The organism is Neotamlana sedimentorum (genome assembly GCF_000943565.1).
Taxonomy (GTDB): Bacteria; Bacteroidota; Bacteroidia; order Flavobacteriales; family Flavobacteriaceae; genus Neotamlana; species Neotamlana sedimentorum.
Genome location: NZ_JTDW01000007.1, coordinates 74,536 through 88,501, shown reverse-complemented (window position 1 = coordinate 88,501; position 13,966 = coordinate 74,536). Strand labels below are relative to the sequence as shown.

10 protein-coding genes are annotated in these 13,966 nt (G+C 33.5%); 4 read left to right on the top strand and 6 right to left on the bottom strand.

From position 1 onward, the window contains the following. Positions 1 to 16 precede the first annotated feature (16 nt). Genes PW52_RS10945 through PW52_RS10930 form a run of 4 tightly spaced genes read right to left on the bottom strand, consistent with a single transcriptional unit; the run spans position 17 to position 6,629 of the window. Complete coding sequence (locus PW52_RS10945) at positions 17 to 3,490, bottom strand: efflux RND transporter permease subunit (RefSeq protein ID WP_044632993.1); 3,474 nt, start codon at positions 3,488 to 3,490, stop codon at positions 17 to 19. Between the two features lie 29 nt (positions 3,491 to 3,519). Next, positions 3,520 to 4,686 carry an efflux RND transporter periplasmic adaptor subunit gene (locus PW52_RS10940; RefSeq protein WP_044632992.1) on the bottom strand — a complete coding sequence of 389 codons (1,167 nt, stop codon included), beginning with the start codon at positions 4,684 to 4,686 and terminating at the stop codon, positions 3,520 to 3,522. A 5-nt stretch (positions 4,687 to 4,691) separates the two neighbouring features. Next, positions 4,692 to 6,017 (bottom strand): TolC family protein, encoded by a 1,326-nt coding sequence (locus PW52_RS10935; RefSeq protein WP_044632991.1) that lies wholly within the window; start codon positions 6,015 to 6,017, stop codon positions 4,692 to 4,694. Between the two features lie 6 nt (positions 6,018 to 6,023). Then, positions 6,024 to 6,629 (bottom strand): TetR/AcrR family transcriptional regulator, encoded by a 606-nt coding sequence (locus tag PW52_RS10930; protein WP_044632990.1) that lies wholly within the window; start codon positions 6,627 to 6,629, stop codon positions 6,024 to 6,026. Between the two features lie 125 nt (positions 6,630 to 6,754). Here PW52_RS10930 and PW52_RS10925 point away from each other — a divergent pair, with 125 nt between their 5' ends. Then, on the top strand, positions 6,755 to 7,729 hold the full coding sequence (locus PW52_RS10925; RefSeq protein ID WP_044632989.1) for a polyprenyl synthetase family protein: 975 nt from the start codon (positions 6,755 to 6,757) through the stop codon (positions 7,727 to 7,729). Next, positions 7,729 to 8,079 (top strand): hypothetical protein, encoded by a 351-nt coding sequence (locus tag PW52_RS10920; protein WP_044632988.1) that lies wholly within the window; start codon positions 7,729 to 7,731, stop codon positions 8,077 to 8,079. Before PW52_RS10925 ends, PW52_RS10920 begins: the two co-directional genes overlap by 1 nt. Here the strand turns inward: PW52_RS10920 and PW52_RS10915 are convergent. Beyond that, entirely contained in the window at positions 8,076 to 8,594 is a 519-nt protein-coding gene (locus PW52_RS10915; RefSeq protein WP_044632987.1) for an alpha-ketoglutarate decarboxylase, read from the bottom strand. The genes PW52_RS10920 and PW52_RS10915 overlap by 4 nt on opposite strands. Positions 8,595 to 8,740: 146 nt before the next feature. Here PW52_RS10915 and PW52_RS10910 point away from each other — a divergent pair, with 146 nt between their 5' ends. Together PW52_RS10910 and odhB are read left to right on the top strand one after the other, a co-directional pair. Then, complete coding sequence (locus PW52_RS10910; RefSeq protein ID WP_044632986.1) at positions 8,741 to 11,491, top strand: 2-oxoglutarate dehydrogenase E1 component; 2,751 nt, start codon at positions 8,741 to 8,743, stop codon at positions 11,489 to 11,491. Positions 11,492 to 11,521: 30 nt separating this feature from the next. Further along, positions 11,522 to 12,730 (top strand): 2-oxoglutarate dehydrogenase complex dihydrolipoyllysine-residue succinyltransferase, encoded by a 1,209-nt coding sequence (gene odhB / locus PW52_RS10905; RefSeq protein WP_044632985.1) that lies wholly within the window; start codon positions 11,522 to 11,524, stop codon positions 12,728 to 12,730. A gap of 593 nt (positions 12,731 to 13,323) precedes the next feature. On the opposite strand, the gene PW52_RS10900 is transcribed toward odhB, so the two are convergent. Next, positions 13,324 to 13,953, bottom strand: coding sequence for a response regulator transcription factor (locus tag PW52_RS10900; RefSeq protein ID WP_044632984.1), 630 nt, complete (start codon positions 13,951 to 13,953; stop codon positions 13,324 to 13,326). Positions 13,954 to 13,966 lie beyond the last annotated feature (13 nt).

Here is a 13,966-nt window from a genome sequence, read left to right as displayed (position 1 = left end):
ATACTATAAGTAACTGCTAGGCAGCTACACGATCTTTAAACAGTCTCATTTTTAACTTAGTTACTAAAAAGAACAGAATAGGAACAATGATTAAGGTTAAAAATGTAGCAATTAATAAACCATAAATTACGGTCCAAGCAAGTGGTCCCCAAAACACTACGTTATCTCCACCCATGTAAATGTGTGGGTTAAACTCTGAAAATAGTGTAAAGAAGTTTATGTTTAAACCAATAGCTAAAGGAACCAAACCTAATATAGTTGTAATTGCAGTAAGTAATACTGGGCGTAAACGTGCTTTACCTGCTTTAACAATACATTCGTATAAATCGTCTATATTTAAATAAGCATCTTCGGGTAAATCGAGTTCTAATTTTTTACGATCAATTAATAATTGGGCGTAATCGAGTAGTACAACTCCATTGTTTACCACAACACCAGCAAGCGATATAATACCAACCATAGTCATCATAATAACAAACGAGCTACCAGTAACAACAATACCGCCAAATACCCCGATTAAACTTAAAAATATGGCCAACATAATAATAGTTGGTTTTGAAATAGAGTTAAATTGGAAAATTAAAATAAAGAAGATTAAACCTAAACCGGTAAAGAAAGCGCCCATTAAAAAGGCCATTTGTTTATTTTGCTCTTCAATTTGCCCGGTGTAATCTATTTTAATGTTTTCTGGTAAATTCTCAAAACCTTGCATTTCACTTTGAATTTGGCTCACAACTGCGCCAGCATCAGTAAATCCTGGAGATAATGCAGAATATACCGTTACAACACGCTTCGTATCCTTATGCTTAATAGCACTAAATCCTGAAGTGTTTTCGGCATGAGCAATGGCAGAAACAGGTACTTCGCGTATTTGCCCACTTGCCATGTCTCTAAAGGTGATTTTCTGGTTAAATAAGGCACTCGTGTTATATCGGTTTTCTTCATTAAAACGCACATAAATATCGAAATCGTCGCCATCTTCTTTGTAAATACCGGCTTTCGAACCAAAAATTGAGTTACGTAATTGTTGTCCTACTTGCGAAGCGCTTACACCTAACTCGCCTGCTTTTTCACGGTCTACAACCACGCGCATAACAGGTTTGTCCTTGTTAACATCAATTTTTAATTCATCAACGCCGCCAACGTTTTTACTATTAATAAACTCACGCATACGTTCGGCGGTAGTAATTAATTCGTTGTAATCCTCACCTTCAATTTCAATATTAATTGGCGCTCCAACTGGCGGGCCATTATAATCTTTTTCAACCGAAATTAATACACCTGGAAAAATACCAACCAATGCTTTTTGTACTTTTTGACGAAGCAACTCACTGTCTTCGCCTTCGCGATATTTAAACTCGCGCATAGAAGCTGTTATTTTTGCTTTATGTGGCATTTCGGCAGCCGAACCACCATCGGTTTGTGGATTTCCGGCACCTTCGCCAACTTGCGAAACGGCACTTTCTACCATAAAGTTATAATCGCCATCTTTGTATTGATTATCGTCTAGAACATTGTAAACTATTTTTTCAATTTCTTTTGTAATGGTATTGGTTTTTTCAATAGCTGTTCCTTCAGGATATTCAATGTAAACAATAATTTGATTAGGAATATTATCTGGGAAAAACTCCACTTTTGTTCGTTGAGATGCTAAAGACCCTCCAAAAGCCACAAATGATAAAATAAGTAGTAAAAAAGTTACTATGGTAAAATAGTAGGGGCGTCGACCCTTGAAGGTTCCACGCAATTGACGTTCATATATGTTTTCTAATTTTACTAGTGTACTGTTTTGAAATTTATTTGCCCATTTACGTAATAATAATCGATAGACCCAAAGCATAATAGCAGTAAATACCATTAAAGCGCCTAATCCCCGATAACTACCTCCAAAAATAATTACAAGTAGACCAATACTAGCCATAATACCAGTTAGGGCAATAATGCTTTTTAATGGCATGTCTTTATCTTCAATACTCATAAAATTTGAAACTAATACTGAGTTGAAGAAAATAGCAACGAAAAGAGATGAACCTAAAACAATAGATAAGGTTTGCGGTAAAATTTTCATGAATTCTCCCATAATTCCTGGCCATAACCCTAATGGAATAAAGGCTGCTACAGTTGTTGCGGTAGAAATAATAATAGGGAATGCAATTTCACCAATACCTTTTTTTGCAGCTTCAATGCGGCTCATGCCTTCTTCGTCCATTAAACGGTAAACGTTTTCAACAACTACAATACCGTTATCTACGAGCATTCCTAATCCCATAATTAAACCAAAAAGTACCATGGTATTTAAGGTAATGCCGAACATGTTAAGTATCATCAGCGACATTAACATAGACATTGGAATAGCGAAACCAACGAAAATCGCATTTTTAAATCCTAAAAAGAACATTAATACGGTTACTACAAGAATAACCCCGAAAATAATGTTGTTTACTAAGTCGTCTACTTGACCAATGGTAACCGATGATTGATCGTTTGTAATACTAACTTCTAGGTCTTGAGGAAAATCGTTCGCTTTGGCATTTTCAACAATAACTCTAACCTGTTCGGCTGCATCAACCATGTTTTTTCCAGCTCGTTTTTTAACGTCGAGCATAACAACAGGATGACCGTATTCGCGAGCAAATGTTGTTTTATCTTCTTCATGAAATGTAACAGTTGCTACATCTTTTAAATAAATAGGGAAATTGTTTTCTGCTTTTACCACAAAATTTTCTAATTCTGATGGTTTTTCAATTTCACCTAAAACACGAATAGTTCTGCGTTGTCCGCTAGCTTTTATATTACCAGCAGACATAGTTACGTTACCACCGTTTATAGCATTTATAATATCGGTAAAGGTAACTTTGGCTGCCGTCATTTTATAAATGTCTACAGCAACTTCAACTTCTTTTTCTTGAGCACCACGAATGGCAACTTCTTTAATTTCGAGTAAGTCTTCAATTTCATCTTGAAGAAATTCGCCATATTCTTTTAATTTTTCTACCGTATAATCACCTGAAATATTAATGTTAAGTATAGGCATTTCTTCCGATAAGCTCAGCTCGAAAACATCGGGTTCTACTTTAGCTCCGTTAAAGGTAGGCCAATCTTCACCTGCTGTTTCGCTTTCTATTTCGTCTTTTACTTTTTGTTTGGCTTGTTCTACCGTTAAATTTTCATCAAATTCAACAATAACCATCGAATAATCTTCAGTGGATGTTGAGGTTATTTCTACAACATTGCTTACTGTTTTAAGTTGATCTTCTAACGGGTCGGTAACTAATTTCTCAATATCTTCGGCAGTGTTGCCTGGAAAAATAGTACTTACGTATATTTTGGTTTCGTTTACTTCTGGAAAGTTTTCGCGTGGCATATCGAAAAATGCCGAAACACCTAAGTAAAATATAACCGCAATAAGCACATACATTGTGGTTTTATTATTGATTGCCCATGAGGACCACGAAAACTCTTTATTGACTTTTTTCTGATTATCAGTCATAATTTTAATAGGTAATTAAAAAGGATTAATTAAATGTTTATTACCTTAACAGGTTGGTCATCTTTCACGCTTCTAGCGCCTTCTTCAATAATTTCTGTACCTATATCTATTCCAGAAAGCACTTCAATTACATCACCTTGCGTTTTCCCCGTTTTAATAATTACTTTTTTAGCAACACCTTGGTTGTTATTATCTTTATTTTCAACTATGTAAATATATTGTTCGCCTTCTGCATTTTCTGAAACAATACTTTGAGGAATTAAAAAGGTGTTTTCGTTAGTGTAATCGTTAATTTTAAGTTTTGCTGTTAAATTTGGTTTTATTGAAGCATCCTTGTTTGGTATACCAACTTCAACTTTATAAGTTCGGTTAGCTGGGTTTATGTAGTTTCCTGCTTGACGTACTTTTGCATCAACAGTTTTTCCTAAAATTGGAAATTCTACTTTTACAGCTTTACCAACAATGATATCTGATACGTAGCGTTCTGGTACATCGGTTTCAATATACATGTTACTTAAATTAATAATACGAAATAATTGTGATTGCCCAGGAGCTACAACAGAACCTTGCTCGGTTATAACATCGTCTATAGTTCCAGAAAATGGAGCTTTTACAATGGTTTTTGCAACTTGCTGTTCTAATTGATTTACAGCTTCTTGTTGTGCTTCGTAGTTTGATTTGGCTTGTAAAAATTGAATTTCACTACCAATTTTTTGGCTCCATAAACGCTCTTGACGCTCAAAAGTAGTTTTCGATAATGCCGTTTGAATTTTAAGTTGCGCTAATTGTTGGCTAAGTCCGCCATCGTCAATTTTAGCTAAAATTTGACCTTTGCTTACACGTTGTCCTTCTTTTACATACACTTTAGATAAAACACCAGAATATTCTGGAAAAATAACTAAGTTTTCTTTAGTATCTACACTTCCTTGTAATTCTACATAATGTGTAAATGTTTCAGCCTTAGCATTAAAAGTTGTAATAAGCGGTATTTTTTCCTGAGGATCGAGCGCTTTAATTTTTGCTTGTAATTGCTTTAATTGTGTTGCAATTTCTTGAGCAGAAGCATCTAACTCGTTTTTCTTTTTTCTAATAAGCGTTAAATCGTTTGTTTCAATTATATCTTGAACAGACTGATTCTTGTTACCACCACATGATGCTAAAAGAAGGGTTACTAAAATTAATTGTAAATATTTCATCGTGGTTATTGTTTTATATTTAATAGGTTTGTTAATTCTGCTTTTTTGTTTATTACATCTATAATAGCTTGTAAATATTCTTGTTGTATTGTATAAAGTTGGGTTTGTGCTTGTCTTAAATCGAAACTACTTGCAATACCTTCGCGATATTTTATGGTGTTTTTACGTTCGATTTTTTCGGCTAAAGCCAAGTTTTTTTGTTGGTTTGCATAGGTATCAATAGCCAAATTATACTCGTTTTTAGCATTTTGAACTTCAATAGATAATTGACTTTCTTTTTCGATTAATTCGTTTTTAGCAATGTCCCATTCTATTTTTGCTTTTTGGCGTTTTGCTTTATTACCAAACGAACTAAATATAGGAACCGTTAAACTTACACCGCCTATAGACGAAAATAGCCAATTTTGTTCTTTATTAAAAAAAGTAAATTCGTCACTAATACCCAAATAGCTAGCATTAACAAAGGCGTTAAGCTTTGGTAATTGTTCCGATCGTTCTAGCTTGTATTCTAACTCTTTACTTAGAACTTGGTTAGCCGCAATTTTATAATCGATATTATTCGATATAGGTTGGTTTTCGCTAATTAGTTCTAGCGAAATATTATCGGTTACTAATGATTCTAAACTATCTTTTAAAGTAATTTCTGCATTTATGTCTAGTCCTAAAAGTACTTTTAAATAGCCTTTAGAAATGTCGTGCAAGGTTTCAAGGTTTTTTAAAGTAATCTCTAAACTAGAAAGTGTAATTTGCAATTGTTCAACATCTTCTTCTTCGGTTAAACCGTTTTCAAAAATTTTAGTGGTTTCGTTTAAATTATCTTTTAAAACCGAAATATTGTTATTCGTAATTGCAATACTTTCTTTAGTGAGTAAAGCATTGTTGTAAGCGCTAATAACTGCGGTAACAATTTCGTTTTCTGTTTTTTCTTTTGCGTTTTTAGAAATTTCTAAAAATACTTTGTTTGATTGTAAACCAACAACATATCCGCCATCAAACAGTAATTGGTTTAATTGTATAGCCGGTGTTAATTGATGTTTAGGAAAAAGAAAACGAAACGGGTCGCCTTCTGGTAAACTATTAACATCGAACGGCGTTTTTACATAAAGTTGATAATCTACTGCGCCATTAATTTGAGGTAATCCTAAGGCTGTAGTTGCTTTTACGTCTTGTTCGGCTGCGTTTATACTTAAATTGGCATTTTGTATTGTTCTATTATTTTCTTTGGCATAATTTATAGCTTCTTCTAAACTAAAATTATAAGAGTTGTTTTCTTGTGCATAAATGCTCCATGAGAAAAACAACCCAATTAATAAGATTGAGATTTGTTTCATTAAATGTTATTTTTGATTGATTTGTAAGTATCGGTTTAAATATTCAAGCCCTTTTGGCGTGCAAATACCTCGTAAATGGTATTCTAAAAAGTTGTTCATAAGTATTTTCATTGAAAAGTTTTCTAACGGAAAAAGCGACTTATTCTTTAAAGTCATTATACTGTTAAAATAAATTTTAGAAATAAATTCAGAATTAATTTCCGTTCTAAACAGGCCTAGTTTTTTTCCTCTACTAATATTCTCTTGCACACAATCACTCATTACGCACATTTGTTTGTGCTTAATGTTGTGGTAAATCTCTGGATAATATTTTTCTAATTGATATTGAGGTGACGACTTTTCATCTTTTAAATTATGCATTAACACTTGCTTTACCTCGTAAATTTCATCAATCGGGTTTTTTTCTTGTTTGCATACGTTGCTTATTCCTGCCGAAATTTTTTGAAATAGGTAAAAAACAGATTCTTCGACTAAAACCGTTTTGTTTTTGAAATATTGATAAATGGTTTTTTTCGAAATACCTTGGGCATTGGCTATTTCGTCCATCGTAACACTTTTAAAACCATAGTTTAAAAATAAATCGCAGGCGGTATGTAATATTTTATCTTTCATAATTAAGCCGCAAAACTACAACAGGAAACTTTAAAAACAAAAAAAGTTTCCAACGTTTTACCTTTTTTTAACATTAAATTTATTTTACCGCAACGTTTTAGCAGTTTTTAATTTATTTTAGCACCATGCAATCCATAGACGAATACAGAGATCATTTTGTTACATTTCTAGATGAATTTGTGACAGAAAAGCAACCAGAAAATCTATATAATCCCATTAATTATATTTTAAACTTAGGCGGAAAGCGTTTAAGGCCTGTACTTACGCTTATGACAGCCGATATTTTTGGAGGTCATTTTAAAAATGCTTTAAATGCAGCTTTAAGTGTTGAGGTTTTTCATAATTTTTCTTTGGTTCATGATGATATAATGGATGATGCACCATTGCGTCGGGGACATAAAACGGTTCATGAAAAATGGGATGTAAATACCGGAATACTTTCTGGAGATGCCATGTTAATTTTAGCATATCAACTTTTCGAAAACTATGAAGCTACGGTTTTTCTAGATTTAGCAAAGTTATTTAGTAAAACGGCGCTTGAAGTTTGCGAAGGACAACAGTACGATGTCGATTTTGAAACCAGAAACGATGTTACTATTCCGGAATATTTAAAAATGATTGAATATAAAACAGCCGTTTTAGTTGGTGCTGCCATGAAAATGGGCGCTATAGTTGCCAATGCATCGAAAACAGAACAAAATAATATTTACGAATTTGGTAGAAACCTTGGGATAGCGTTCCAGTTACAAGACGATTATTTAGATGCTTTTGGAGACCCTCAAACCTTTGGAAAACAAGTTGGTGGCGATATTATAGAAAATAAAAAAACCTATTTGTATTTAAAAGCAATCGAATTTTTAGATGATAGCGATAAAGCTGTACTCGAAGCATTGTTTTCTTCGCAGCCAGAGCAAGTCGACGAAAAAATTGAAACCACCAAACAATTGTTTGAAACTTCAGGTGCTGCTAAGGCAACTAAAGAAGCCATAAAAACTTACACCGAAAAAGCTTTTAAAAACCTAGATTGTTTAAATATTACTGAAGATAAAAAAGTACTTTTAAAAGCTTTTGGTAACAGTTTAATGAATAGAACGGTATAATGCAATTCCCCACTAATTTTGAAACTTTAATAGCCGAGGCTACTGCACTCGATTTATACACAAAATTAGTGCAACAGCTTAATAAAGATTTTTTATTAGCTAATATCGATTTGGGGTTTAACGAGGCTATTTTGCCGTCTAGTTTAAAATTGATGCTGCACGAAACCGTTTTTAAGCTAATTCAAGAAAAATTTACAGAATACCTTAATTTACTTTATATAATTGATGTTCCAGAACGTGCAGTAAAAGCTTTAAATGGCGATGATATTTTAAAACTATCTGAAGAAGTTAGCTTTTTAATTTTAAAACGCGAATGGCAAAAAGTTTGGTTTCGAAATAAATATAGTTAAAAATACACTCTAACAAAAGGCATCCACGCATTCGCATAAATACTTTTATTGTTGTTATAAAGTACATCGTAACGCACACCAAGAGTAACGTTATTGCTTCGGTAACCAGCACCAAGAAATAAAGCAGGCGTCCAGTAGGTGTCTTTTAATAAACTTGGGTCATCAAAATTTCTGCTAACATGCAATTGTTCAAATTCCGCCGATAGTTGTATTTCTGGAATAACATTGGCAAGCCCAATTAAGCTTCCGCCTAAAATAGTAGAATTATATAAGTTTTTTTGGCGGTTGTACGTTGCATTTAATCCAATACCAAAAGAGAAAACACGATCTACTTCGTAAATAACACTCGGTGCCAAAGTACCACTAAAAAATCCGTTGCCAACATTTAAACCAACACCACCACCAAATCTTACGTTTTTCCAGAAATGTTTTTCGCTTATTTGGGCATTTAAGATGTGATTTGCACATAAAACAAAAAGAAGAATAACGATTTTCTGCAGTTTTTTGGTTTTCATTCTTTTAAAAATTTAACAGTTTTCTTGTATCAGTAAATAATATTAAAATATAAGATATAAATATAGTTAAACAAACCCCTTATTTTACTAAAAGTTGTATTTTTGAAAAATATTTTTACTAAACCTACAAGGTATTAAATAAAACAATGGATAAATATTCCTTTTTAAATGCAGCTCATACAGCATATTTTGCTGAGTTATATGAACAATATTTACAAAATCCCGATGCCATAGAACCTAGTTGGAGAGCCTTTTTTCAAGGTTACGATTTTGGAAGCGAAAACTATGGTATTAATGGCGAAATAATTGAAGGTGTTAGCACACAAATACCAGAACAATTACAAAAAGAATTCCAGGTTGTAAAACTTATAGATGGGTATAGAATGCGTGGACATTTGTTTACAAAAACAAATCCAGTTCGCGACCGTCGTACCTATTCGCCAACTTTAGAGTTACAAAATTTTGGTCTTAGCGAAAACGATTTAGCTACTGTTTTTAATGCAGGCGAAATTTTAGGTATTGGTGCGCAACCATTAAGTGTTATTTTAAAGCATTTAAATAATATTTATTGCGATTCTATTGGTGTTGAGTATATGTATTTGCGTAACCCAGAAGTTATTGGGTGGTGGCAAGAACAATTAAATAAAAACGATAATCAGCCAAATTTTTCCGCAGAGACAAAAAAGTACATTTTGTCTAAATTAAATCAAGCGGTTACTTTCGAGAATTTTTTGCAAACCAAATATGTGGGGCAAAAACGTTTTTCTTTAGAAGGTGGCGAGTCATTAATTCCTGCGATTAGTAATGTGTTATTTTATGCCGTTGAAAAATATGGGGTAAAAGAATGTGTTTTAGGAATGGCACACCGTGGACGTTTAAGTACGTTGGTTAATATTTTTAGAAAACCAATGCGTGAGCTTTTTAACGAGTTCGATGGAAAAGATTTTGAAGATGAAAATATTGATGGTGATGTAAAATATCATTTAGGATTAACACTTGATAAAACATACCAAAACGGAAAAACCATCAAGATGAACTTGGTGCCAAACCCGTCACATCTAGAAACTGTAGCTCCAGTTGCTGAAGGTATTACTCGTGCAAAAATTGATGAAGATTACGGCGGAGACGATTCTAAGATTATTCCAATAGTTGTGCATGGAGATGCTGCAATTGCAGGACAAGGTATTGCGTATGAGGTTGCCCAAATGAGTCGATTAAATGGTTATAAAACAGGAGGAACTATACATATTGTGGTTAACAACCAAGTTGGTTTTACAACTAACTATTTAGATGCTCGTTCTAGTACTTATTGTACCGATGTGGCAAAAGTAACTTTATCGCCAGTTTTACATGTAAATTCCGATGATGCAGAAGCTGTGGTTCATGCCGTAGAAATGGCTTTAGAATACAGAATGCGTTATAAAAAGGATGTTTATATTGATTTATTAGGATATAGAAAATATGGACATAACGAGGGTGATGAGCCACGTTTTACACAACCTAAACTATACAAGTATATATCTAAACATCCTAATCCGTTTAAAATATATTCCGATAAATTAATTTCTGAAGGGACTATTAATAAAGGTTATGTAGATGCTATTGTAGCCGAATTTAAAGAAACGCTCGAAAGTGAATACGAAAAATCTAAAGAGGCCGACTCTTCAAAAGTTCGTGAATTTATGGAGGAGCGATGGGAAGATTTTACCAGAAGAGGTGTTGATGCCATGTTGGAAAAGGTTGAAACCAATTATCCAAAAGATAAATTAGAACATATTTCTAAAGTGGTGTCTACTGTGCCAGAGGGTGTTAAGTTTTTAAGAAAAGCTGAACGTATTCTTGAAGGCCGTAAAAAGATGGTGTTTGAAACCGATACCTTAGATTGGGGTATGGCTGAAACTTTAGCCTACGGAACTTTAATGGAAGAAGGTTTTAATGTACGCATTTCAGGTCAAGACGTGGAGCGAGGCACGTTTAGTCACCGTCATGCTATACTTCGGGATGAAAAATCTGAAGAACGTATTAACTTGCTAAATACAAATCCAGATAATAAAGGTGAAATGTATATTTTCAATTCCTTTTTATCTGAATATGGTGTACTTGGCTTCGATTATGGTTACGCTATGGCAAACCCAAATACATTAACCATTTGGGAAGCGCAGTTTGGAGATTTTAGTAATGGTGCTCAAATAATTTTCGACCAATATTTATCGGCAGCAGAAGATAAATGGAAGGTTCAAAACGGTATTGTAGTATTATTACCTCATGGTTACGAAGGGCAAGGGTCAGAACATTCATCTGCAAGAATGGAGCGTTATTTACAGCTTTGTGCTAACGATAACATGATTGTGGCAGATTGTACAACGCCAGCTAACTTTTTTCACTTGCTGCGTCGCCAAATGAAACGTGATTTTAGAAAGCCATTAATAGTTTTAACACCAAAGAGTTTATTACGTCATCCTAAAGCGGTGTCTTCTATAAACGAATTAGCTACAGGAGCATTCCAGGAAGTTATAGACGATGTGATTGAAGCTTCAAAAGTTAAAAAACTAGTGTTCTGCACAGGTAAGTTTTATTATGACTTATTAGCAGAGCGTGAAGTATTAAATAGAGAAGATGTTGCATTAGTGAGAATAGAGCAGCTTTTCCCTCTTCATTTAGATAAAATACAACAATTAATTAATAAGTACTTAAACGTAGAAACTTATGTTTGGGCACAAGAAGAACCTAAAAATATGGGAGCTTGGAGTTTTATGGCAGAACGCTTAAATTTAGTTAAACTAGAGGTTTGCGCAAGACCATATAGCTCGGTACCTGCTCCGGGTTCGAGTACAAGAGATAAAAGAAGACAACGCCGTGTAATTGACGCTGTTTTTAATAATGAAGAAACAAAATAAACGAAAAATACGACTTAAAAATTAGGACCAATGATTTTAGAAATGAAAGTCCCTTCTCCGGGGGAATCTATTACTGAGGTAGAAATAGCAACATGGCTAGTAGAAGATGGAGATTATGTTGAAAAAGATCAAGCCATAGCAGAGGTAGATAGCGATAAGGCAACATTAGAATTACCTGCAGAAGTAAGCGGAACAATTACATTAAAAGCAGAAGAAGGTGATGCCGTAGCGGTTGGTGCTGTAGTTTGTTTAATTGATACAGATGCAGAAAAACCAGAAGGTGGTAGTGAGCCAGTAGCCGAAACGAAAGAAGAAGCTCCAAAAGTAGAAGCTGCTAAACCAGCAAATACCGAAAAAACATACGCAACAGGAACAGCAAGTCCTGCTGCTAAAAAAATATTAGCCGAAAAAGGTATTGAAGCATCAGCTGTTGCTGGAACCGGAAAGGCAGGTAGAGTAACTAAAGAAGATGCTGTTAAGGCGGTTCCTTCAATGGGAACACCAACTGGTGGTTCTAGAGGCGAAACACGTAGTAAAATGTCAATGTTACGTCGTAAAGTAGCAGAGCGTTTAGTTGAAGCTAAGAATACTACAGCCATGTTAACAACATTTAACGAAGTTAACATGACACCAATTTTTGCTTTACGTAACGAGTATAAAGAAACTTTTAAAGCTAAGCATGGCGTAGGGTTAGGTTTTATGTCTTTCTTTACTTTAGCTGTAGTTCGTGCTTTAAAAATGTATCCTGCTGTTAACTCAATGATTGATGGTAAAGAAATGCTTTCATACGATTTCTGTGATATTAGTATTGCAGTTTCTGGACCTAAAGGATTAATGGTGCCTGTAATTAGAAATGCCGAAAATTTAACCTTTAGAGGTGTTGAGTCTGAAGTAAAACGTTTAGCATTACGTGCTCGCGATGGTCAAATAACTGTAGATGAAATGACCGGAGGTACGTTTACTATTACTAATGGAGGTGTTTTTGGTAGTATGTTGTCTACACCAATTATTAATCCACCTCAAAGTGGTATTTTAGGTATGCATAACATTATACAACGTCCTATTGCTGTAGATGGTAATGTTGAAATTCATCCTATGATGTATGTAGCTTTATCATACGATCACAGAATTATTGATGGTAAAGAAAGTGTAGGGTTTTTAGTAGCTGTTAAAGAAGCTCTGGAAAGTCCTTTAGATTTACTAATGAATAATGATGTTAAAAAGGCTTTAGAATTATAAGCAAATATTATTAAAAATAAAAAAGGTGTTGTTTTTAAAAACAACACCTTTTTTATTTTAGAACATTTAACTAATAAAAGAACAGCATTATATTAAAACCGATGGTTATAACAACTATAATGACTAAGCCAATAAATAAACATTTGTTTATTGTTTTATTTTCCTCTCCCATAATAATTATTTTATATTTTTAAACTCTGCGCTATTGTAATTAACGCAGAGATTTAAAAATCCCTCAACTAGATATTTTGTTTAATAGCACCGTAAAGTTAAATAGTAAAATTGTTAAATAAAATAAGCAGTTATACGTATTTTAAGGCTCTACCGGATTTGCAATTAAAAAAAGGCTTTAGGTCATTACGACCTAAAACCTTTTATAATTCTCCCTAAGAACTAATTAATAGCACTGTAAAGATATACTATGTTTGTGAATTATAAAATACGTACTTCTGCGTATTTTTAATTTGATATCAAAAAAAAAGGTCTAAATTTTTCAATTTAGAACCTTTTTATAATTCTCCCTAAGAACTAATTAATAGCACTGTAAAGATATATTATGTTTATGAATTATAAAATACGTACATATACGTATTTTATAAAAAATGCTTGTTTAATGTTGCCCATATGGATAAGGATGTGGGTTTGTTATCTAAACCAAGCTTTGCAACAATATTACTACGGTGTTTATCTACCGTTCTAACCGATATAGAAAGTTCATCTGCAATGTCTTGGCTCGTTTTGTTGTTGCTAATTAGTTTAACAATTTTTAATTCAGATTTTGTTAAACAATCAATTTCTTTAGGTCTTTCCCTATGAGAGTTTTGTAAGTATAATGCTATTTCGTCACTAAAATAAGGGGTGTTGCTTATTACACTTTTAATGCAAGCTTCAATTTCTTCAATGGCAAATTCTTTTAAAATATAGCCGTAAACGTTAAAAACCTTGGCTTGGTCGTAAAGGTCTTCTTCTTTATCGAAGGTAATAAGAATAATTTTAGTGTCTATATTGTTTTTTTTACAGGCTTCTGCGACTTCTAATCCCGTCATATGTGGCATCCTAATATCTAAAATGGCTATTTCAGGCTTTTCCTTAACTATTAAGTTATAGGCGCTTTTTCCGTCAGAAGCGCTACCAATTATATTAAAACCTTTGGAGTTTAAAAAATCGGTGAGGCCACGTAACATCAATGGATGATCGTCTGCAATTACAATTGAATTGGTCATTCGTTAGAGAGGA

What these genes read in the sequence shown, in the direction of transcription:
- PW52_RS10945 (WP_044632993.1), bottom strand. Translation starts at nt 3,490, where the DNA reads ATGACTGATAATCAGAAAAAAGTCAATAAAGAGTTTTCGTGGTCCTCA.
- PW52_RS10920 (WP_044632988.1), top strand. Translation starts at nt 7,729, where the DNA reads ATGCAATTCCCCACTAATTTTGAAACTTTAATAGCCGAGGCTACTGCA.
- PW52_RS10935 (WP_044632991.1), bottom strand. Translation starts at nt 6,017, where the DNA reads ATGAAACAAATCTCAATCTTATTAATTGGGTTGTTTTTCTCATGGAGC.
- odhB (WP_044632985.1), top strand. Translation starts at nt 11,522, where the DNA reads ATGATTTTAGAAATGAAAGTCCCTTCTCCGGGGGAATCTATTACTGAG.
- PW52_RS10910 (WP_044632986.1), top strand. Translation starts at nt 8,741, where the DNA reads ATGGATAAATATTCCTTTTTAAATGCAGCTCATACAGCATATTTTGCT.
- PW52_RS10900 (WP_044632984.1), bottom strand. Translation starts at nt 13,953, where the DNA reads ATGACCAATTCAATTGTAATTGCAGACGATCATCCATTGATGTTACGT.
- PW52_RS10930 (WP_044632990.1), bottom strand. Translation starts at nt 6,629, where the DNA reads ATGAAAGATAAAATATTACATACCGCCTGCGATTTATTTTTAAACTAT.
- PW52_RS10915 (WP_044632987.1), bottom strand. Translation starts at nt 8,594, where the DNA reads ATGAAAACCAAAAAACTGCAGAAAATCGTTATTCTTCTTTTTGTTTTA.
- PW52_RS10940 (WP_044632992.1), bottom strand. Translation starts at nt 4,686, where the DNA reads ATGAAATATTTACAATTAATTTTAGTAACCCTTCTTTTAGCATCATGT.
- PW52_RS10925 (WP_044632989.1), top strand. Translation starts at nt 6,755, where the DNA reads ATGCAATCCATAGACGAATACAGAGATCATTTTGTTACATTTCTAGAT.